Origin of the sequence: Lentzea atacamensis (assembly GCF_003269295.1) — a bacterium.
In the GTDB taxonomy this organism is placed as follows: Bacteria; Actinomycetota; Actinomycetes; order Mycobacteriales; family Pseudonocardiaceae; genus Lentzea; species Lentzea atacamensis.
The window spans coordinates 345,087-364,890 of record NZ_QLTT01000006.1 but is presented as its reverse complement, the minus strand read 5'-3'; the positions used below and the strand labels follow the sequence as shown (position 1 = coordinate 364,890).

15 protein-coding genes and 1 tRNA gene are annotated in these 19,804 nt (G+C 69.1%); 8 read left to right on the top strand and 8 right to left on the bottom strand.

Annotated features, from left to right (window positions below):
* Positions 1-11 precede the first annotated feature (11 nt).
* The 4 genes from glmU to C8D87_RS27460 form a co-directional block, all read right to left on the bottom strand.
* Positions 12-1,481 carry a bifunctional UDP-N-acetylglucosamine diphosphorylase/glucosamine-1-phosphate N-acetyltransferase GlmU gene (gene glmU, locus C8D87_RS27475; protein ID WP_109632074.1) on the bottom strand — a complete coding sequence of 490 codons (1,470 nt, stop codon included), beginning with the start codon at positions 1,479-1,481 and terminating at the stop codon, positions 12-14.
* Positions 1,482-1,528: 47 nt separating this feature from the next.
* On the bottom strand, positions 1,529-3,217 hold the full coding sequence (locus C8D87_RS27470) for a GGDEF domain-containing protein (protein WP_233439192.1): 1,689 nt from the start codon (positions 3,215-3,217) through the stop codon (positions 1,529-1,531).
* 23 nt (positions 3,218-3,240) lie between these two features.
* Positions 3,241-3,311: transfer RNA gene (locus C8D87_RS27465), tRNA-Gln, on the bottom strand.
* An 88-nt stretch (positions 3,312-3,399) separates the two neighbouring features.
* A complete protein-coding gene (locus C8D87_RS27460) occupies positions 3,400-4,539 on the bottom strand; it encodes an alpha/beta hydrolase family protein (RefSeq protein ID WP_112228885.1) in 1,140 nt (379 codons plus the stop codon).
* Between the two features lie 167 nt (positions 4,540-4,706).
* Between C8D87_RS27460 and C8D87_RS27455 the strand changes: the two genes are divergently transcribed.
* The 4 genes from C8D87_RS27455 to C8D87_RS27440 are packed head-to-tail and all read left to right on the top strand — an operon-like array spanning position 4,707 to position 7,157.
* Positions 4,707-5,648, top strand: a complete 942-nt coding sequence (locus C8D87_RS27455; RefSeq protein WP_112228884.1) for an acyl-CoA desaturase — start codon at positions 4,707-4,709, stop codon at positions 5,646-5,648.
* 33 nt (positions 5,649-5,681) lie between these two features.
* Positions 5,682-6,281, top strand: a complete 600-nt coding sequence (locus C8D87_RS27450; RefSeq protein ID WP_112228883.1) for a TetR/AcrR family transcriptional regulator — start codon at positions 5,682-5,684, stop codon at positions 6,279-6,281.
* 43 nt (positions 6,282-6,324) lie between these two features.
* Positions 6,325-6,732: an SRPBCC family protein gene (locus tag C8D87_RS27445; protein WP_109632082.1), complete on the top strand. Its 408-nt coding sequence runs from the start codon at positions 6,325-6,327 to the stop codon at positions 6,730-6,732.
* A complete protein-coding gene (locus tag C8D87_RS27440; RefSeq protein ID WP_233439193.1) occupies positions 6,729-7,157 on the top strand; it encodes a MarR family winged helix-turn-helix transcriptional regulator in 429 nt (142 codons plus the stop codon). Before C8D87_RS27445 ends, C8D87_RS27440 begins: the two co-directional genes overlap by 4 nt.
* On the opposite strand, the gene C8D87_RS27435 is transcribed toward C8D87_RS27440, so the two are convergent.
* On the bottom strand, positions 7,141-8,250 hold the full coding sequence (locus C8D87_RS27435; protein ID WP_109632084.1) for a PQQ-dependent sugar dehydrogenase: 1,110 nt from the start codon (positions 8,248-8,250) through the stop codon (positions 7,141-7,143). The genes C8D87_RS27440 and C8D87_RS27435 overlap by 17 nt on opposite strands.
* A 7-nt stretch (positions 8,251-8,257) precedes the next feature.
* Positions 8,258-8,785, bottom strand: a complete 528-nt coding sequence (locus C8D87_RS27430; RefSeq protein ID WP_211337192.1) for a DUF4291 domain-containing protein — start codon at positions 8,783-8,785, stop codon at positions 8,258-8,260.
* Between the two features lie 140 nt (positions 8,786-8,925).
* Between C8D87_RS27430 and mfd the strand changes: the two genes are divergently transcribed.
* The 4 genes from mfd to C8D87_RS27410 are packed head-to-tail and all read left to right on the top strand — an operon-like array spanning position 8,926 to position 17,556.
* Positions 8,926-12,477: a transcription-repair coupling factor gene (mfd, locus tag C8D87_RS27425; RefSeq protein WP_170166606.1), complete on the top strand. Its 3,552-nt coding sequence runs from the start codon at positions 8,926-8,928 to the stop codon at positions 12,475-12,477.
* Positions 12,478-12,491: 14 nt separating this feature from the next.
* Positions 12,492-13,439 carry a hypothetical protein gene (locus tag C8D87_RS27420; RefSeq protein WP_109632090.1) on the top strand — a complete coding sequence of 316 codons (948 nt, stop codon included), beginning with the start codon at positions 12,492-12,494 and terminating at the stop codon, positions 13,437-13,439.
* Entirely contained in the window at positions 13,436-14,356 is a 921-nt protein-coding gene (locus C8D87_RS27415) for a nucleoside triphosphate pyrophosphohydrolase (protein ID WP_112228882.1), read from the top strand. The genes C8D87_RS27420 and C8D87_RS27415 overlap by 4 nt, the downstream gene beginning before the upstream one ends.
* Positions 14,357-14,385: 29 nt before the next feature.
* A complete protein-coding gene (locus C8D87_RS27410; RefSeq protein WP_215732506.1) occupies positions 14,386-17,556 on the top strand; it encodes a S41 family peptidase in 3,171 nt (1,056 codons plus the stop codon).
* Positions 17,557-17,654: 98 nt separating this feature from the next.
* Here C8D87_RS27410 and C8D87_RS27405 read toward each other — a convergent pair whose 3' ends face one another.
* Positions 17,655-17,858: a hypothetical protein gene (locus tag C8D87_RS27405; RefSeq protein ID WP_112228881.1), complete on the bottom strand. Its 204-nt coding sequence runs from the start codon at positions 17,856-17,858 to the stop codon at positions 17,655-17,657.
* A gap of 1,029 nt (positions 17,859-18,887) precedes the next feature.
* Complete coding sequence (locus C8D87_RS27400) at positions 18,888-19,709, bottom strand: lytic transglycosylase domain-containing protein (RefSeq protein WP_109632096.1); 822 nt, start codon at positions 19,707-19,709, stop codon at positions 18,888-18,890.
* Between the last annotated feature and the right edge of the window lie 95 nt (positions 19,710-19,804).

Genomic DNA, 19,804 nt, shown 5'->3' with positions numbered 1-19,804 from the left:
CGGGTTCACGGTCAGCGACCCTCCTCTGTCTCATCCGCATTCTGCTTCGCGAGGGCGGCTGCCGCTGCCTGAGCCGCGGCGGTTCCTTCACGTCGGCTGAGGACCCAGCCGTCGAGGTTGCGCTGTGGGCCACCGGACACGGCGAGCGCGCCTGGTGGGACGTTGCGGCGAAGGACGGTGCCCGCGCCCGTGTAGGCGCCGTCGCCCACGGTCACCGGTGCCACGAACATGTTGTCCGAGCCGGTCCGGCAGTGGGATCCGACGATCGTGCGGTGCTTGTTCACACCGTCGTAGTTGACGGTTACCGATGCTGCACCGATGTTGCTGTGATCGCCGATCGTGGCGTCGCCGATGTAGGACAGGTGGGGGACCTTGGAGCCCTCGCCGATCTGCGCGTTCTTGGTCTCGACGAACGTGCCGATCTTGCCCTTCACGCCCAGGGAGGTGCCGGGGCGGAGGTAGGCGAACGGGCCGACAGAAGCGTTGGCGCCGATCACCGAGTCGCTGCCGTGGGTACGCACGACGGAGGCGCCGTCGCCCACGGTCACCCCGGACAGGGTGGTGTCCGGGCCGACGACGGCCTTCGCGCCGATGACGGTGCCCGCGCGGAGCTGCACGTTCGGCTCGATCAGCGCGTCCTGGCCGATCTGCACGTCGGCGTCGACCCAGGCGGAGGACGGGTCGACGAAGGTCACGCCGGAACGCAGGTGGCGCTCGACGATCCGGCGGTTCATCTCGGCGCCGACGGCGGCGAGCTGGACGCGGTCGTTGATGCCCTCGACCAGCCACGGGTCGGACGCGATCAGCGCGCCCACGCGGCGGCCGTCGCCGCGGGCGATGCCCAGGACGTCGGTCAGGTAGAGCTCGCCCTGCGCGTTGTCGGTGGACAGCCGCGACAGGCCGTCGCGCAGCACCGCCGCGTCGAACGCGTACACGCCGGAGTTGATCTCGTTGATCAGCTGCTCGGTCTCGTCCGCGTCCTTCTGCTCGACGATCCGCTGCACGGAACCGTCGGAGTCGCGCACGATCCGGCCGTACCCGGTGGGGTTCTCCACCACGGCCGTCAGCACCGTCACCGCGTTGCCCGCGGCGGCGTGCTCCGCCAGCAGCGCCTTGAAGGTCTGGGTGTCGAGCAGCGGCACGTCGCCGTAGCTCACGATCACCGTGCCGGCCAGGTCGTGCGGCAGCTCGGCCAGGCCGCAGGAGACCGCGTGCCCGGTGCCCTTCTGCTCCGCCTGCACCGCGACGGTGACCTTGCGCCCCAGAGCACCGGCGAGGTTCTCGAGATGCTCGCTGACGGCTTCACGGCCGTGGCCGACGACGACGGCCAGGTGATCGGGGTCTGTGCCGGCCGCCGCGCGCACCGCGTGTTCGACGAGTGAACGTCCGGCGATCCGGTGCAGCACCTTCGGCGTGGATGACCGCATGCGGGTGCCTTCCCCGGCGGCGAGCACGACCGTGCTGACAGGGCCCTCGAGCATCAATGCTCTCCCTAACAGGCTGGGTGGTTCCAAGTCCGCGGACCAGCCTAAGCCTCCGCGGACGGCTCCCCCGCCACTGCCGCAACCTGGCAGCCACCCTGGCGCTTCGCCACGTACATCGCCGAGTCGGCCCGGGACAGGGCCTGGTTGGCGGTTTCGCGGGGGCGCAGCGAGATGACGCCGACCGACAGCGTGACACCCCGCGAGAGGTCGATTGGCAAGCCTGCCACGGCATCCACGGCCCGGCCGAGGGCTGCCTCCGCGGCGTGCAGAGGGGCCCCTGGCAGCAGCACCACGAACTCGTCGCCGCCGTAGCGGGCAACCATGTCGTCGCCGCGCAACGCCTGCCGGAGTGTGCTGGCAATCACCCGAAGAACATCATCACCCTCGGCATGTGAATGCCGGTCGTTGACACCCTTGAAGCCGTCGAGGTCGACCAGCGCGATGGAGAACGGGTCGACCTGACCGGCGATGAGCTCGCTCATCTTGTCGTCGAGCGCACGCCGGTTCGGCAGTCCCGTCAGCGGGTCCTGCAACGCCTGCTGCGCGATCGCACCGTGTGCGCGCGTCAGCCGCTCGTGTTCACGTCGCGTCGTCAACGTGGCCACTCGGGACTCGCGCATCGCCCACAGCTCGGCTTCCAGCGCCGCGTTGTAGGCCTCCAGCGCCGACGTCGTGTGCGGGCCGCAGAGGTGCGCGTACTCGCGTTCCAGCGACAGCACCAGCGACGGCTCCGACGTGTCGTGCTCCATCTGCGTGCGGGTGTCGCCGATGACCTTCAGCGCGTCGTCCAGCCGGTTCGCCTCGACCAGGCACCTGGCCAGCGCGATCGCGACGATGATCAGCTCCCGCGCGTACATCGAGAGGCCGCGCAACGACCACAGCCGGTCGAGGTGGTCCTCGCTCGGGTTCGTCAGTGCCTGCGCGGCACCCAGGATCGGCACCTGTTCGGCGGCGGGGAGGTCACGCCTGCCGGGGTGCAGCGACTGCCGGAACGGCACTTCGGCGGCCTCCGCGAGACCGGCGGCGAACGCGAACTGCTCATGCGCCTGGTCGTGGAAGTTCACTCGTTCGAGCCGCAGTCCCCAGCCGATCCGCAGCCGGGTCCTGTTCACCAGGTGCACGTAGATCTGGTGCGGCTGACCGCTCTCCCACAGGGGGTTGTGGCCGCGCGCGAGCACGTCGTCGGCCATCTCGTAGACACCGAGCTGGGTCAGCACCAGTGCGATGTCCTGCAGCGTCGTGGCCAGCAGCTGGTCCCACGTCCGCTTGTCGAACACCGGGTCGGTCTCCGGTTCCTCGTCGAGCATCATCGCGAGCGCCGCCGCGATCTCGGTCAGCGCCTTGTCCTCGGCGTTGCCCAGCAGGAACCGGCGTCCGCGCAACGCCCGCGCGTCCGCCTCCAGCACGATCAGGCCGTGGCGGCGGCAGTGGCTGAGCATCTCGTCGAGCTGGGGGTCGGACATGTCGACGAGCCCCGGCGTCACCAGCCGGACCACGGCCGCGGCTCTGAGCAGCTGCGCGACGATGCGGGGCTCACCACGGCCCTGCGCCTCGGCGAGGATGTGGTCGATCTCGGACGCCGCGTCGAGCTGCGCGGCGAGGTGACTGCTCTGGGCCACGGCGACAAGCTCGCTCGCGCGGCCCACCAGCCACGCGTCGGACATCTCGTGGTGGCGGTGGCCCACGTTGCCCTGCTCGTCGACCGTTTCCTCGGGCAGCTTCGCACCTCCCAAAGACCACAAGATCTCATGCCCTGCTCCGCCACCAGGATTCGAACCTGGACCATCGGAACCAAAATCCGAGGTGCTGCCTTTACACCATGGCGGAATGGGCGAACTCGCGCCCGCCCTGCGCACATGTTGTCACGAGACGTCCTCCTCGTGTCCAACCACCACTCATCCGGCTCAGTTCAAGATCACGGCTTGGCGCCGATTGACCTGGTCAGGAAGTCTCCGAGCGCGCCGCGATACGTGTCGGTCGCCACATTCCATCCCGAAGTGTGGTCGGCGCCGGGGATCTCCACGTACTGCAGCGGCCACCCCAGTCCGTTCGCCGCGGTCGCCAGATCACGTGACGACTGGGCCGGCACGGTGCCGTCCGCGGAGCCGTGGAAGAGCAGTGTCGGAGGCTTCAGCGCGGGCGGGTTGCGGACGAGGTCGAACCGGTCGAAGTCGATGCCGGCACGCCATCCGGACACCAGCTCGGCGACCGGCGTGAGCCACGTCGGCACGCCCCGGTTCTCCGCCTGGAGGTTCAGCGTCTGCGTCCAGTTGGTGACGGGGGAGTCGAGCACGACGCCGTTGACCGCCGCCGCGACGCTCGAACGGGCCAGCGTCTGGCCGACGATCGCGCCGCCCATCGACCAGCCGTAGAGCACGAGCTTCCGCGCGCCCTGCGTCTGCGCGTACTTGATCGCGGCCTCGACGTCGCGCCACTCGGTGTCGCCGAGGTGGTAGAGGCCGTCCGGCGACGCGGGCGCGCCGACGTCGTTGCGATAGGTGATCAACAAAACGGGCAATCCAGCACTGTGCAGCTGAGGAACCACGCGCAGGGCCTCTTCGCGCGACGCGCCCCGCCCGTGCACGGTGATGACCCACGTGTCGTTGTTCGACGCCGGAACGAACCACGCGGGCATCTCGCCGAGTTCGGAAGGCACCCTGACCTCGCTGTACACCAGACCCAGCGTGGTCTTGGGGTTGCCTTCGTAGACGTCGGTCTCGATGCGCACCTTGGTGCCTTCGGGCGGTGCGGTGCCCTCCAGCAGCGGACGTTCGACACGACCGTCCTTCGACGCCGCGATGTCACCGACCTTCGCGGCGCCGCCTGGCCAGACGATGCCGAAGGTGCCCCGTTGCAGCGTGAGCTTGGATTCGGCGAGCACGACGTTCTTGTCGTCAACACCGAGCGAGGTCTCCGGATAGCGCTGCGGCACTTCCTCCGGTTCGAGCAGTTCGCCGCTGTAGTACCAGCCGACGCCGCCCAGAGCGGCCGTGACCAGCACGAGCAGCACGAGCAGCGAGGTCACGGTGATCCGGATGATCTTGCGTCTGGCCATCTCCCGATGATGCCGCGCCAGGGTCTCGATTCCATGCGACACCGCGTGACGAAGCTGAGAACTGGCCGTGAGTTTCCACGTGAGTCTGGCGAAGCAGACCGGCCTAACTTACGCTTCCGTAAGTTACGGTTGCGTAGGTAAGCCCTTAATTCCCCAGAGGTATCCGTATGACCACGACGTTGGACCGGTCCACTGACCAGGGCCCGAAGCCGTTGACCGACGGACGGCGCAGTCACGCCGAGCAGCTCGGCGTGTACGTGTTCGTCATCGTTCCCTTCCTCGCTTTGCTCGCCGCTGTCCCCTTCGCCTGGGGATGGGGGTTGGGCTGGGTCGACGTGGCCCTCTTCGTCGCCTTCTACTACCTCTCCGGCCTCGGCGTGACGATCGGCTACCACCGGTACTTCACCCACGGCTCCTTCAAGGCCAACCGCGCGCTGAAGATCGGCCTCGCGATCGCGGGCTCGATGGCGCTGCAGGGCCCGGTCATCGACTGGGTGGCCGACCACCGCCGGCACCACGCGTTCTCGGACCGCGAGGGCGACCCGCACTCGCCGTGGCTCTTCGGCACCGGCCCGGCCGCGCTGGCCAAGGGCTTCTGGCACGCCCACATGGGCTGGCTGTTCGAGCGCGACAAGACGAACCACAGGCGCTTCGCCCCGGACCTGATGGCCGACAAGGACATCGTGTGGGTCGACAAGCTCTTCGTGCTGTGGACGACGATCTCGCTGGCCGCGCCCGGAATCCTGGGCGGCCTGATCACGTGGTCCTTCTGGGGCGGTGTGACGGCGTTCTTCTGGGCAGGCTTCGTCCGCGTCGCGTTCCTGCACCACGTCACGTGGTCGGTGAACTCGATCTGCCACATGGTCGGCGACCGCCCGTTCGCCGCGCGCGACCGTTCCGCCAACGTCTGGGCGCTGGCGATCCTGAGCTTCGGAGAGTCGTGGCACAACCTGCACCACGCCGACCCGACCTCCGCGCGCCACGGCGTGAAGCGCGGTCAGATCGACACCTCTGCCCGCCTGATCTGGATGTTCGAGAAGTTCGGCTGGGCGTGGAACGTGCGCTGGCCGAGCGAGCAGCGGCTGGCCAGGATCAGCGTCAAGGAGTGACAACGTAGGCTGACTCGGGTGACAAGGGTCAGGATGACGGGCAAGGAACGCCGCGAGCAGCTCCTGGACGTCTCCCGCGCCCTGTTCGCCGAGAAGGGCTTCGAAGCCACCTCGATCGAGGAGATCGCGCACCGCGCGAGCGTGTCGAAGCCCGTCGTCTACGAGCACTTCGGCGGCAAGGAAGGCATCTACGCCGTCGTCGTCGACCGCGAGATGCAGCGCCTGATGGACCAGATCGTCGACGCGCTGGACGGCGGCAGTCACCCGCGCGAGCTGCTGGAGAAGGCGGCCTGCGCGCTGCTGGACTACATCGAGGGCTCGACGGACGGGTTCCGCATCCTGGTGCGGGACTCGCCCGTCGCTTCGTCTTCCGGCACGTTCTCCTCGCTGCTCAACGACATCGCCTCACAGGTCGAGCACATCCTCGGTGTGCACTTCGCCAAGCAGGGCTACGACCGCAAGCTCGCCGCGCTGTACGCGCAGGCGCTGGTCGGGATGGTCGCGCTGACCGGCCAGTGGTGGCTGGAGGTGCGCAAGCCCAAGAAGGACGAGGTCGCGGCGCACCTGGTCAACCTCGCCTGGAAGGGCCTCTCCGCGATGGACCACAAGCCCAAGCTGCGCATCCGTTCGTGAGCAGCTCGTTGCGCCTTAGTAAGCGCGCATATAGTATGTGCGCATGACAAAGTTCGAGTATGAACACAGCGTCGAAGGACCCGGATCCGTGGACGCCGTGTGGGAGCTGTGGAGCGACGTCTCGCGGTGGCCGGAGTGGGACCCGAGCCTGGAGTCCGTGACGTTCGACGGCCCGTTCGCCGAGGGTGCGACCGGCACGCTGGTGATCAAGGGGCAGGGCCCGATCGACTTCGTGCTCACCGGGATCGAGGAGAAGGCCGGTTTCGTCGACGAGACGTCCGTGCCGGGCGCGCTCATCCGCTTCGGGCACCGGGTCGAGGAGCTGCCGGAGGGACGGTTGCGGGTCTCCTACGACGTGGTGATCGAGGGCCCGGCCGCGCAGGCACTCGGCCCCGTCGTCACGGCCGACCTGCCGCAGGCGCTCGAGCTGCTGGTGAAATTGGCGTCGTGACGCGGTTCTCGGGCCCGGAAGACTCGCCGGGCTTCCTGTTGTGGCGGGTGACGCTCGCGTGGCAGCGGGCCATGCGGGCGGCGCTGGCCCCGCACGACCTCACGCACGTGCAGTTCGTGCTGCTCGCGTCGTTGTGGTGGCTGGTCAACCACGGTGGCGCGCCCTCGCAGCAGCGCCTCGCCGAGCACGCCGGCACCGACCCGATGATGACTTCGCAGGTTCTGCGCAAGCTCGCGGATCGTGCGCTGGTCTCACGTGAGGTCGATCCGGCGGACTCCCGTGCGCGGCTGCTTTCGCTGACACCTGAAGGCAAAGCGCTGGTGGCCAAGGCCATGAAGGACGTCGAGGACGCCGACGTCGCCTACTTCGCGGGGTTGGGCGACGAGCAGCAGGCGTTCGTCCGCGGCCTCACGCGGCTCCTGTGAGCCTGAGCAGCTTGTCGTTGGAGCCGTTCGACGTCGTGATGTAGAGCGACCCGTCCGGCGCGGTGCGGGCGGCGCGCAGCCGTCCGTACTTGTCGTTCAGCTCCTCGGGAATGCTGACGTTCTGCACCTTCCCGGCGTCGTCGAGCGTGAAGAGCATCAGCTTCGAGCCCTTCAGCGCCGTGATCGCGAGCTTGCCGTTCCAGAACTCCGCCTGGCAGATCGCCTCCGTCGGCGACCCGGACGACCACACGGCCGGGATCGCGTTCGGGAACCGCTCCAGGTCGGTCATGGGCACGTCCTCGTCGTACCTGTTCTGCGTGCCGCCCTTGGACGGGTCCCACCCGTAGTTCGCGCCGGCCTTGAGCAGGTTGACCTCGTCATCGACGCCGGGCCCGTGCTCGCTGGAGAACACCTGGTCGCTGTTCGGCCGGAACGCCACGCCCTGCACGTTGCGGTGGCCGTAGGTGTAGATCCGGCGTTCGTCGGCGTTGTTCGAGCTCGCGAACGGGTTGTCCCTCGCACCCTCGCCGGTCTCGGGGTCGATCCGCAGCACCTTGCCGCCGAGGCTGGTCTTGTCCTGCGGGTTGCGGGGCTGCGCGATGTCACCCGTCGCGACGAACATCGTCCCGTCCGGCGCGAGGGTCGGCCGGCACCCGGAGTGCCTGCCGCTCGGATTCGAGGGCATGCCGGTGAGCAGGTCCTTCACCTTGGTGGCCTTGGTGCCGTCGAGGCGGAACGTCACCAGCCGCACGTCCCGGGAGGTGTTGTAGCAAGCCGTGAAGCGTTGGCCGTCGGGGTGCACGACGAGGCCCATCAGGCCGCCTTCGCCACGCACCTGCACGTCGGACAGACTCACGTCGACCGGCGTGACCTGGCCGTTCCTGACGAGCTTGATGCGGCCGGGGCGTTCGGTGACCAGCATGGACCCGTCGGGCAGGAAGCCGACGTCCCAGCCGTGCTCGAAGCCCCCGGCCACCTCTTCGATCTTCAGGCCCTGTGGCGCGGGCGCCCTGGACGGCGCGGTGCCGCCCGGCTCCGGCGCGGCACAGGCCGCGACCACCAGCACAAACCCAGCTGCAACCAGTGCGCGCATGTCCTAACTATGCGTTTGGTGCCGTGGAGGTTCCGTAAGGCCGCTCAACAGGCAGCAACGCGCGCGCCTTGTCGTCATCCCCTGCACGCACCGCCGCGTGCACCTCACGAGCCAGCGAGGTCACATCGGTGATGCTGACCGTCCACTCGTGCACGTACTTCTGCACGGCCTCACGCGTCAGCCCGATCTGGATCGACCGGTGCGGCAACGCCTCATGCCGAAGACCGCGCTCCGGATCCCACTGCACCCGCACCGACGGCTTGCCCGAGATGTTGCTCTCGACCGCGTTCGTCACCGCCCAGTCGAACCCCTCACGGGTGATCCGCACGGCCAGCACGCGCTCCTGGCCCTCCTTTTGCGCGTACCCGCAGCGGTACATCATCCAGAGGAACGACGGCTTGATCCACGTCATCCGCTCCATCTTGAACGGCGCCACGAACCGCTGCGCCGCCACGGCCGGTGAGGCGATCGCAGGCGAATATGCCTGGTAAACCACTATGGACTGATCGTCGTAGTCAGCCCTGATCTCTCTCATTTCCACGCACACAGGGTGACGGCTCGAGCCCCGCCGGAGCCACCCGTTAAGTGGTCGCGGAACGAGCTAAGGTGGGTGGTGAGACCCCTCGTCCCAGGCAGGGGTCTGTCTGGCGTTCCGCACTCGACGGGGTTTCTCACATGCCGCTGCTCGGCCTGCTCGATGGTGTCCTGCCCGACAAAGCCCTCCGCACGTTGATCGACTCCGCCGGTGTGCCCGAGCTGGAGCTGGACGGTCCGCTGGCCGCCCGCCCGCTCGTCGCCGCGGCGCTGTCCACCGCCAAGCCCGTCCTCGCCGTCACCGCCACCGGGCGCGAGGCCGAGGAGCTGGCCGACGTCCTGCGGGACCTGGTCGGCCACGACAAGGTCGCGTTCTTCCCCAGCTGGGAGACGCTGCCCCACGAACGGCTCTCGCCCCGCGCGGACACCGTGGGCGCGCGGCTGCAGGTCCTGCGGAGGCTCAAGCACCCCGAGGGCAACCCGATCAGGATCCTCGTCACGACCGTGCGCAGTCTCATCCAGCCGATGGCGCCGGACCTGGGTGAGCTGAAGCCCGTTCACCTCGTGGCGGGCGAGGAGCAGGACTTCGCCGAGCTGATCACGCGGCTCGCGGAGAACGCCTACACGCGCGTCGACATGGTCGAGAAGCGCGGCGAGTACGCGACCCGCGGCGGCATCCTCGACATCTTCCCGCCCACCGCGGAGCACCCGTTCCGCGTCGAGTTCTGGGGCGACGAGGTCAGCGAGATCCGGCCGTTCTCCGTGCAGGACCAGCGGTCGCTGCCGGACGAGGTCACGGAGTTCGTCGCGCCGCCGTGCCGCGAGCTGCTGCTGACCGACGACGTGAAGCAGCGCGCGGCCGATCTCGCGGAGGAGCACCGGTCGGACGCCCACCTCGCCGAGATGCTGGAGAAGATCTCCAACGGCATCGCGGTCGAGGGCATGGAAGCGCTCATCCCCGCGCTCTGCCCCGGCGAGCTCCAGCTGCTCACCGAGGTCGTTCCCGCGGGAACCCACGTCCTGCTCAACGACCCGGAGAAGATCCGGGCGCGTGCCACCGACCTCGTGCGCACCGGTCAGGAGTTCCTCGAAGCCTCCTGGATGGCCGCGGCGGGCGGTGGCAAGGCGCCGATCGACCTCGGCCGCAGCGCCTACCAGAGCATCAGCGAGATCGCGGAGAAGGCCCGCGGCAACGGTCGTCCGTGGTGGACGCTCACCCAGCTCACGACTGACGCACCGGACGTCGTGCACCTCGACGTGAAGCCGGTCGAGGCGTACCAGGGCGACGTCGAGCGCGCGTTCGCCGACCTCAAGGCGCACACCGCGACGGGTGGCGCGGCCGTGCTCGTGGTTCCGGGTGCCGGTACCGCGCAGCGCGCCGTCGAGCGGCTCAAGGAAGCGGACGTCTCCGCGATCTGCGTCGAATCCCTTGACGCGGCACCGAAAGCGAGCACCGTCACGGTCGTCCGCGGTGCGCTCGAGGACGGCTTCGTGCTGCCGGACCTCGCGCTGGTCGTGCTCACCGAGACCGACCTGACCGGCGGCCGCGGCGGAACGTCCACGAAGGACATGCGCAAGCTACCGTCGCGGCGGCGCAACGCGGTGGACCCGTTGGCGCTCAAGGCGGGCGACTTCGTGGTGCACGAGCAGCACGGCATCGGCAAGTACGTGGAGATGGTCCAGCGCACGGTCGCCGGAGCCACCCGCGAGTACCTGGTGCTGGAGTACGCGTCGTCCAAACGCGGTCAGCCCGGCGACCGGCTGTTCGTGCCGACCGACCAGCTCGACGAGGTCAGCCGGTACGTCGGCGGTGAGCTGCCGACGCTCAACAAGCTCGGCGGCAGCGACTGGAAGAACACGAAGTCCAAGGCGCGCAAGGCGGTCAAGCAGATCGCGGCCGAGCTCGTGCAGCTCTACGCGGCACGGCAGAGCGCACCCGGCCACGCGTTCGCGAGCGACACCCCGTGGCAGCGCGAGCTGGAGGACGCGTTCGCGTTCACCGAGACGCAGGACCAGATGGCCGCGATCGACGAGGTCAAGGCCGACATGGAGCGCAGCGTCCCGATGGACCGCGTCATCTGCGGCGACGTCGGCTACGGCAAGACGGAGATCGCGGTCCGCGCGGCGTTCAAGGCGGTGCAGGACGGCAAGCAGGTCGCGGTGCTGGTGCCGACGACGCTGCTCGCCCAGCAGCACCTCAACACGTTCTCCGAGCGCATGCGGCAGTTCCCCGTGAACGTCAGGGGGCTCAGCCGGTTCACCGACCCCGCGGAGTCCGAGCAGGTGATCGCCGGGCTCGCCGACGGCGAGGTCGACATCGTGATCGGCACGCACCGGCTGCTGCAGAAGAACGTGCGCTACAAGGACCTCGGCCTCGTGATCGTCGACGAGGAACAGCGCTTCGGTGTGGAGCACAAGGAACACATCAAGGCCCTCCGCACGCACGTCGACGTGCTGACGATGTCCGCGACGCCGATCCCGCGCACGCTGGAGATGTCGCTCGCCGGCATCCGCGAGATGTCGACGATCCTGACCCCGCCGGAGGAACGGCACCCGATCCTCACCTACGTCGGCGCGTACGACGACAAGCAGGTCGGCGCCGCGATCCGGCGTGAGCTGATGCGCGACGGCCAGGTCTTCTACGTGCACAACCGGGTCTCGACGATCGAGAAGGCCGCGAAGCGCATCCGCGAGCTGGTACCGGAGGCCCGTGTCGTGACCGGGCACGGCCAGATGAACGAGGACAAGCTCGAGCACCTCATCCAGGGGTTCTGGGAACGTGAGTACGACGTCCTCGTCTGCACGACGATCGTCGAGACCGGCCTCGACATCTCCAACGCCAACACGTTGATCGTCGAGCGCGGCGACCTGCTCGGCCTCGCCCAGCTGCACCAGCTGCGCGGCCGGGTCGGCCGTGGCCGCGAGCGGGGCTACGCGTACTTCCTGTACCCGCCGGAGACGCCGCTGACCGAGACCGCGCACGACCGGCTCGCGACGATCGCGCAGAACACGGAGCTGGGCGCCGGCATGGCCGTCGCCATGAAGGACCTGGAGATCCGCGGCGCCGGCAACATCCTCGGCGCCGAGCAGTCCGGTCACATCGCGGGCGTCGGCTTCGACCTGTACGTGCGGCTGGTCGGTGAGGCGGTCGAGGCGTTCCGCAAGCACGCGGGAGCGGAGAGCACCGAAGAGGAGGAGCTCGCCGAGGTCCGGGTCGACCTGCCGGTCGACGCGCACATCCCGCACGAGTACGTGCCGGGCGAGCGGCTCCGGCTGGAGGCCTACCGCAAGATCGCAGCCGCCTCCGACGAGCCGGCGCTGCAGGCCGTCTGGGAGGAGCTCAAGGACCGCTACGGCACGCCGCCGGAGCCGGTGGAGCGGCTGCTCAGCGTCGCCCGGTTGCGGCACACCTGCCGCCGCCACGGCGTCACCGAGGTGATCGCGATGGGCCAGAACGTGCGGTTCGCGAAGCTCGAACTGCGCGACTCGCAGCTGGTCAGGATGCGCCGGTTGTTCCCGAAGGCCGTCTACAAGCAGGCCATGGGCACCGTGACGGTGCCTAGGCCGACGGAGGGAGCGGCAGGCGGCCGGATGGGTGCACCGCAGCTGCGTGACCAGGAGCTGCTGGACTGGTGCGGTGCGTTCCTCGACTCACTGGCGGGGACTCCCGTGACCCCGGTCACCACGGCGTGAGAAGGTAGATCCTCGTGAGCACTGTTCTGAAGCGTTTCTCGCTGGTCGGTGTTGCCGCGCTCTTCACGGTGTCGGCTGTCGGATGCGGCACCGGGCCCGCGAAGGCCGGCTCGGCCGCGATCGTCGGGGGTCAGACGATCAACCTGGAGACCGTCCAGGAACGCACCATCACGGTGCTCAAGAAGGAGCCCGCCGCCCAGCAGATGCAGGACCAGGGCAAGCTCGACCAGGTCTCCCGCCTGGTGCTGGCCGACGAGATCACGCACAAGATCGCCGAGCACGCTGCGCAGCGCGAGAACATCACGGTCGACGAGACCAAGGTGTACGACGCGGTGCAGGAGAAGGGTGGCCCCGAGGCCGCCGCGAAGCAGAGCGAGCAGGACGCCACCACGATCTACCGCCGTCAGCGCGACGTGCTGGTGATGGGTGAGCTGGCGAAGCGCAACCTCTCCACGCTCGAGGTCGTGATCGACTTCTTCCAGAGCAAGGACCCGAAGGAAGCGAAGGAGAAGGCCGCCGAGGTCGCGGCCGACCCCTCGAAGATGTCGCGGTTCATCCAGGAGGCCCCGCGCACCACGGGCGGGCAGCAGGCGTCGGCGACGAACCAGAGGGTCCGCGTCACCGAGAACCCGTCGCTGGTGCACACCACGCTGTGGGGCGTGAAGCCCGGCACCGTGGTCGCCTTCCCGGCCGACGAGCAGCAGTCCAGCTGGATGGTCGCGCTGGTCAAGGAGCGCAACCGGGTCTCGCCGGTGCCCGGTGAGGACGACCTCGCCGAGCGCATCGACCCGCGTCTGCTCGCCGCGTTCGGCCTGCGGATCGCGCAGTTCCACGCCGCCGACCTGGAGATCGAGGTCAACCCCCGCTACGGCGTGTGGGACCCGACCGACGCGACCGTCGTGGGCAACACCGGTGAGCGGGCCGGTTTCGTCGGCGTGACCGCGACCAAGAACAAGTCTTGATCACCGTCATCGTCCTGAGCGAGCGGCTCGACGCCGTGCTGCCCGCTGCCGCCCTGCCCGCGTTGCGTTCGGCCACGGCCGTCTACGCGGGCGAGGGCGTGCCTCTGGAGTTCTGGTCTCCCCTCGGTGTCGACGGGCCCGCGCCCGCGGTCGTGGAGGACGGCGCGGTGGTGATCACCACGTCGCCGGACGCGTACCCAGGGGCTCAGGTGATCACGACGCCGGAACCGATGGGGGCTGCGCTGCTCGACGCTGCCGCCGTGATGCACCGGCTGCGTTCCCCTGGTGGCTGTCCGTGGGACGCCGAACAGGATCACCTCTCGCTGCGCCAGTACCTGGTCGAAGAGACCTTCGAGCTGCTAGAGGCGATCGAGGACGGCGACCGCGCGGCGATGCGCGAGGAGCTGGGCGACGTCCTGCTCCAGGTGCTGTTCCACGCTCGGGTCGCGGCGGAGGACGCCGAAGATCCATTCGACGTCGATGCTGTTGCGTCCGAACTGGTGGCAAAGCTCGTCGGGCGTCATCCGCACGTCTTCGAGGGCCACGACCCGGCCGTGCACGACGCGACCTCGCAGCAGCACCGGTGGGAGGAGCTGAAGCAGGTCGAGAAGCGGCGTGAGTCCAGTGTGGACGGTGTCGCGCTCGGTCAGCCGGCGGTGGCGCTGGCCGCGAAGCTGGTGCAGCGCACCAAACGCGCGGGCTTCCCCGTCGACCTGCTGCCGGAGGGCGACGACACGGGCACGACGTTGTTCGTCGTGACCGCGCTGGCCAAGCTCGCCGGTGAGGACCCGGAGACGGAGCTCCGCCAGGTGTGCCGCCGTTTTGCCTCGAACGTCCGGGAAACCGAGGCCAAAGCACGGGCCGAAGGTCTGGATTCGCTTACGGCAGAGGATTGGCGACGTTTTTGGCCCTCCTGAAACGGTGAACGTGGGCTAACGTCGAGCTCGTGACTTACCTGCGGTATCCGCACCTGCGCGGTGACTTGGTGACCTTCGTGGCCGAGGACGACGTGTGGCTCGCGCCCGTCGCCGGAGGAAGGGCCTGGCGCGCGTCCGCTGATCAGGTACCGGCTCGCACACCTCGTTTTTCCCCTGACGGCACGCAGTTGGCCTGGGCCAGCTGGATCGACGGCGCCCCCGAGGTCAGGGTGGCGCCTGTGGACGGTGGCCCGGCACGCCGGTTGACACACTGGGGCGTCGGCCGTACGGCGGTGTCCGGCTGGCTGCCGGATGGCCGGGTGCTCGCCGTGTCGTGCACCGGTCAGATGTCGCGGCACCGCAAGCAGGCGCACGCGGTCCCGCTGGACGGCGGACCCGCCGAGGTGCTGCCGTACGGATGGGTCAACGACGTCTCGTTCGGCCCGGACGGCCAGGTCGTCACGTCGTCCAGCTACATGCAGGAACCCGCGTGGTGGAAGCGGTATCGCGGCGGCACGGCGGGCAAGCTGTGGGTGGATCTCGCCGGTGATGGCGAGTTCACCCGGATTCTCGCTGATCTGAAATCGTCGCTGACCAACCCGATGTGGGTCGACGGGCGCATCGCGTTCCTGTCCGACCACGAGGGTGTCGGCAGCGTGTACTCGGTGCTGCCGGATGGCACCGACCTGCGCCGGCACACGGCAGGGGAGTTCTACGCCCGCAACGCTTCCACCGACGGCTCGCGGGTGATCTTCCACCAGGCCGGCGAGCTGTGGCTGCTGGACGGCCTGTCCGACCTGCGCAAGCTCGACATCAAGCTCGGTGGCCCGCGTACGGGCCTGCAACGGCACCACGTCAACGCTTCCGGCAACATCGAGTCGTTCAGCGTCGACCACCGCGGCCGCGCGTCTGCCGTCGAGGTGCGCGGTTCCGTGCACTGGGTGACGCATCGCGATGGCCCGGTGCGCGCTCTGGCCGACCGCTCGGACGTCCGCGCGCGGCTGCCGAAGGTGCTCGGCGAGACCGACCACGTCGTGTGGGTGACCGACGTCGAGGGCGAGGAGGCCCTGGAGATCGCGCCGGTCGGTGGCGTCGAGCCGGGCAACACCGCTCGCAGGATCGCTTCCGGGCAGCTGGGCCGGGTCATGTCGCTGGCCGCCGCGCCTGATGGCGCGCGCGTCGCCGTTGCGACGCACGACGGCCGGTTGTTGTTGGTGGACATCGCTTCCGGCGAGGTGCGCGAGGTCGTCGCGGGTGCCAACGCGCACATCACGCACCTCGCGTTCTCGCCCGACTCGTCGTGGCTCGCATGGTCACATCCGGGCCCGATGCCGTTGCGGCACATCAAGATGGTGAACACCGCTGATCTGTCCGTTGTGGACGTGACGCCGCTGCGGTTCTCGGACTTCGCACCGACGTTCACCGAGGACGGCAAGTACCTGGCGTTCCTGTCGGTCCGCACGTTCGACCCCGTGTACGACGCGCACGTGTTCGACCTGTCGTTCCCCACCGGGTGCCGTCCGCACCTCGTGCCGCTGGCCGCCACCACGCCGTCGCCGTTCCACCCGATGCACGGCGGGCGTCCGGTCGACGACGAGGACAAGGACTCCGACGACGAGGACGAGAAGCCGTCGACGACGAAGGTCGACCTCGAGGGCCTCGCCGACCGCGTCGTACCGGTGCCCGTCGCGGCCGCCAAGTACGTCTCGCTGAAGGCTGCGCGCGGCGGGTTGCTGTGGTTGCGCCGGCCGTTGCTCGGGGTGCTCGGTGACAACCTGGCCTCGCCGGACGCGCGCCCGCCGCGAACCGTCCTGGAGCGCTTCGACTTCGCGAAGCAGAAGACGGAGTGCCTGGCGGACAGCGCGGAAGCGTTTGCGGTGTCCGGTGACGGCAAGCGCATGGTCATCGAGGACCGCGGTGACCTGCGGGTCGTGCCGTCCGACAGCAAGGTCGACGACGACTCGTCCGACTGCGTGGAGATCGACCTGTCGCGCGTGCGGGTCGTGGTCGATCCGGCCGCCGAGTGGGCGCAGATGTACGCCGAGAACGGCCGGCTCATGCGCGACCACTTCTGGCGCACCGACATGGGCGGCGTCGACTGGCAGGGCGAGCTGGACCGCTACCGGCCGCTGGTGGCCCAGGTGGGCAGCCACGACGACCTGGTCGACCTGCTGTGGGAGGTGCAGGGCGAGCTCGGCACCTCGCACGCCTACGTCTGGGGCGAGTCGACGAGCGTGCCCGCGTCCCGCCGCCAGGGCCTGCTGGGCGCCGACCTGGTCCGGCAGGGCGACTCGTGGATCGTCGGCCGCGTGATTCCGGGCGAGACCTCCGACCCACACGCCCGTTCGCCGCTGGCCGCGCCGGGTGTGGCCGTGCGCGCGGGCGATGCCATCGTGGCCGTGGACGGCCGTCCGGTGGGTCTGGCCGGCCCTGCCGCGTTGCTGGTGGGTACCGCCGGGAAGCCCGTGGAGCTGACTGTGCGGCCTGCCGGTGGTGGCGAGCTGCGCCGGGTAGTGGTCGTGCCGCTGGCCGACGAGGAGCCGCTCCGCTACCACGACTGGGTGGCGAACCGCCGTGCCTTCACGCACTCGCTGTCCGGTGGCCGCGTGGGCTACCTGCACGTGCCGGACATGATGGGCGCCGGCTGGGCCCAGCTGCACCGCGACCTGCGCGTGGAGCTGGCGCGGGAGGCTCTGGTGCTGGACGTCCGCGAGAACGGCGGCGGCCACACGTCCCAGCTGGTGATCGAGAAGCTCGGCCGCAAGGTCATCGGCTGGTCGGTGGCCCGCGGCTACACGGCGTCCGAGCCGTACCCGCAGGACGCACCGCGCGGCCCGGTCGTCGCGGTGGCCGACGAGTTCGCCGGTTCCGACGGCGACATCGTGAACGTGGCCATCAAGGAACTGGGCATCGGACCCGTCGTCGGCGTCCGAGCCTGGGGCGGAGTCATCGGCATCGACATGCTCTACACGCTCGTCGACGGCACCATGGTCACCCAACCGAGGTACGCATCCTGGTTCAAGGGCCACGGCTGGGCAGTGGAGAACTACGGTGTCGACCCGGACATCGAGGTGGTCATGACCCCATCCGACCGCGCTTCCGGGCGCGATCCGCAGTTGGAGAAGGCAGTTTCATTGGCTCTGGAAAGCCTTTCATCTTCGCCAGCTGCTCACGCTCCGGAGTTGCCGCCGCTGACCTGACAACCCCATCGTGTGACTAAAGAACTGTGACGGACTGTTCCATGTGGACGATCAACCACATGGAACAGTTGTCACCGTTCGGGGGTGTGCCTGATGAGTCACCGTGAAGAGCCGCGCAGCGGTCGCGGGTGCTTCGGAGCTGTGGTCGTCGTGCCGTTCCTGGCACTCGGCGGCATGTTCGCGCTGATCGCGCTGACGGGGTCGCCGGACGAGTCGCCGCTCGCTGCGCCGCCGCCGGCCCGGCCCACCTCGCAGTGGTGGACTGAGCCGTTCGAGACCGGTACGTCGCTGTCCACCGTCACGGAGACCGTTGTGATGGAGGGGGCGGTGCGAGAGGTTCGGGCGGCTCGGATGGCCACGCAGACTCGGGTTGCGGTGTCGACTGTCACCGAGACTGTTCGGGCTACTGGGAAGCCTCCTGTCACTGGGCGGAACGAGCCGCCTGGTGGGGAGCCGGAGCCGGAGCCGGAGCCGGAGCCTTCGGAGACGTCTCCGCCGGTTGTCACTTCCAGTTCTGCGGCTGGGCCGCCGACGGTGGAGCCGACCGGGACTTCTGCGCCTGCTGATCCTGTTACTGAGGTTCCGCCGACTTCTGCGCCTCGGTCTGAGGATCCGGTTCCGCCTACTACGCCCACGACGCCTACCTCGCCTTCTGCGCCTGTTGAGCCTCCTTGTGAGCGGGGGGAGCCTGGGGGTGGGGAGGCTTCTGGGCCTGGGGAGCGGTCTGAGCCGGGGGAGCGTTCGGAGGCGGTTGAACGTTCGGAGGCGGTTGAACGTTCGGGTGAGCCTTCTGGAGAGGGTTCCGTCGGGGTGAGTGTTGAGTTGCCGTTGCCTTCCCCTGCCGAGGTTTTGTCCACGTCCTCCGCGCCTTCGGCAGGGGCCTGATAGGAGGGGGTTGGGGGTTTCTTCCGCCAAGCCCCAACCCTCTTCAGGGCTTTTGGAACGCACGATTGCTTTTAGAACGCACAGATTGTTTGTGCAGTGCGGGGCTGGGTGTTGCCCGTGCCGGTCTGCCCCGACTTGGCCGGCACCACGTCCTCCGGGTCACCTGGCCTGCGGGGCAGCGGCTTTGGCCGCTGCCCCGTTTCTGCTTGTGCGCATGGGGTCCGTAGGTCGTTCCCCGGTTGCGGTTGGCGGGTTCCGGTTTGTTGTCCGCAGGTGGTCGGGTTGCTCTGCATGTGCCGGTTGCGGAGGTTTCCTGAGGCTCCGCCCCAGACCCCGCCAATCTGGTCAAAGACCAGCCAGCGCCACGCGCGGGTAGATGGCACGCCTGTTGGTTTGGGCGGCTTGCGGTTGCGTAGGTGGTTGCGTTTGCGCGGGGTGTGCTGCTGCTACGGTGCGACGCTTGCCCGTGCGTAGGCGTCGGCGCCGCTGAACACGCTTTGGCCGTACTGCACGGAGTTGTTGTAGGCCATTACCGCTGCCCACCAGCCTTGGCCTGTGCCCAGGTCTCGTGCTCCGCCTCCGCACAGGTAGCGGGCGGCGGTCAGGGCGGCGTCGTCGATGTTTTGCGGGTCTGCGGGCTGGCCGTCTCCTGCTGCTCGCTTTGCCCAGCGGTTCCAGGTGCCTGGGATGAACTGCATCGGGCCTACCGCGCGGTCCCAGGTCGTGTCGCCGTCCAGGCGGCCGCCGTCGGTGTCGCGGATTGCTCGTAGGCCTGGGGAGCCGTCGAGGGGGATGCCGATGATCGGGCGGGTTGGGAGGCCGTTGTCCTGCAGGCGGGAGCCGTTGATGTTGCCGTGGCGGGACTCCACTCGGCCGATGCCCGCCAGGGTGGCCCAGGAGATGCGGCAGGCGGGGGCTTCGCGTTGCATGGCCAGGTCGGCGGCGGCGTAGGCGTGGACGGCTCGTAGGGGGATGTCGGTTTTTGAGGCCACTCGGGTTGCCCACTCGCCTAGCGGGTTGGTGTCCGCTGTGGCGGTGTTGCCCGGGGCGGCCGCGCTGCCTGGGGCGGCGGCGCCTGGTTCCACCTCTTGGATCGGGACCAGGAACGGGGGTGGGCCCAGTGGGGCCGCGTCCCGGCGGTTCAGGGCGCCCAGGCCCCAGGCTGCGGCGGCCACCACGACGATCAGCAGCAGCACCAGGACGATACGGCCGAAGATGCTGCCGTAGCTGGTGCGGCGGGCTGGGTCTTTCTGCGGCGGCGGGACCACGTCGTCCAGGCTACGTGCTCCGCGGGCGGGGTGAACGGGTGCAAACCGATGAAAACGGTACTGGTGACGGTTGGCCCAGCGGCCTCGGAGGAGGG

What these genes read in the sequence shown, in the direction of transcription:
- C8D87_RS27430 (WP_211337192.1), bottom strand. Translation starts at nt 8,785, where the DNA reads ATGAGAGAGATCAGGGCTGACTACGACGATCAGTCCATAGTGGTTTAC.
- C8D87_RS27460 (WP_112228885.1), bottom strand. Translation starts at nt 4,539, where the DNA reads ATGGCCAGACGCAAGATCATCCGGATCACCGTGACCTCGCTGCTCGTG.
- C8D87_RS27435 (WP_109632084.1), bottom strand. Translation starts at nt 8,250, where the DNA reads ATGCGCGCACTGGTTGCAGCTGGGTTTGTGCTGGTGGTCGCGGCCTGT.
- glmU (WP_109632074.1), bottom strand. Translation starts at nt 1,481, where the DNA reads ATGCTCGAGGGCCCTGTCAGCACGGTCGTGCTCGCCGCCGGGGAAGGC.
- C8D87_RS27455 (WP_112228884.1), top strand. Translation starts at nt 4,707, where the DNA reads ATGACCACGACGTTGGACCGGTCCACTGACCAGGGCCCGAAGCCGTTG.
- C8D87_RS27450 (WP_112228883.1), top strand. Translation starts at nt 5,682, where the DNA reads ATGACGGGCAAGGAACGCCGCGAGCAGCTCCTGGACGTCTCCCGCGCC.
- C8D87_RS27445 (WP_109632082.1), top strand. Translation starts at nt 6,325, where the DNA reads ATGACAAAGTTCGAGTATGAACACAGCGTCGAAGGACCCGGATCCGTG.
- mfd (WP_170166606.1), top strand. Translation starts at nt 8,926, where the DNA reads ATGCCGCTGCTCGGCCTGCTCGATGGTGTCCTGCCCGACAAAGCCCTC.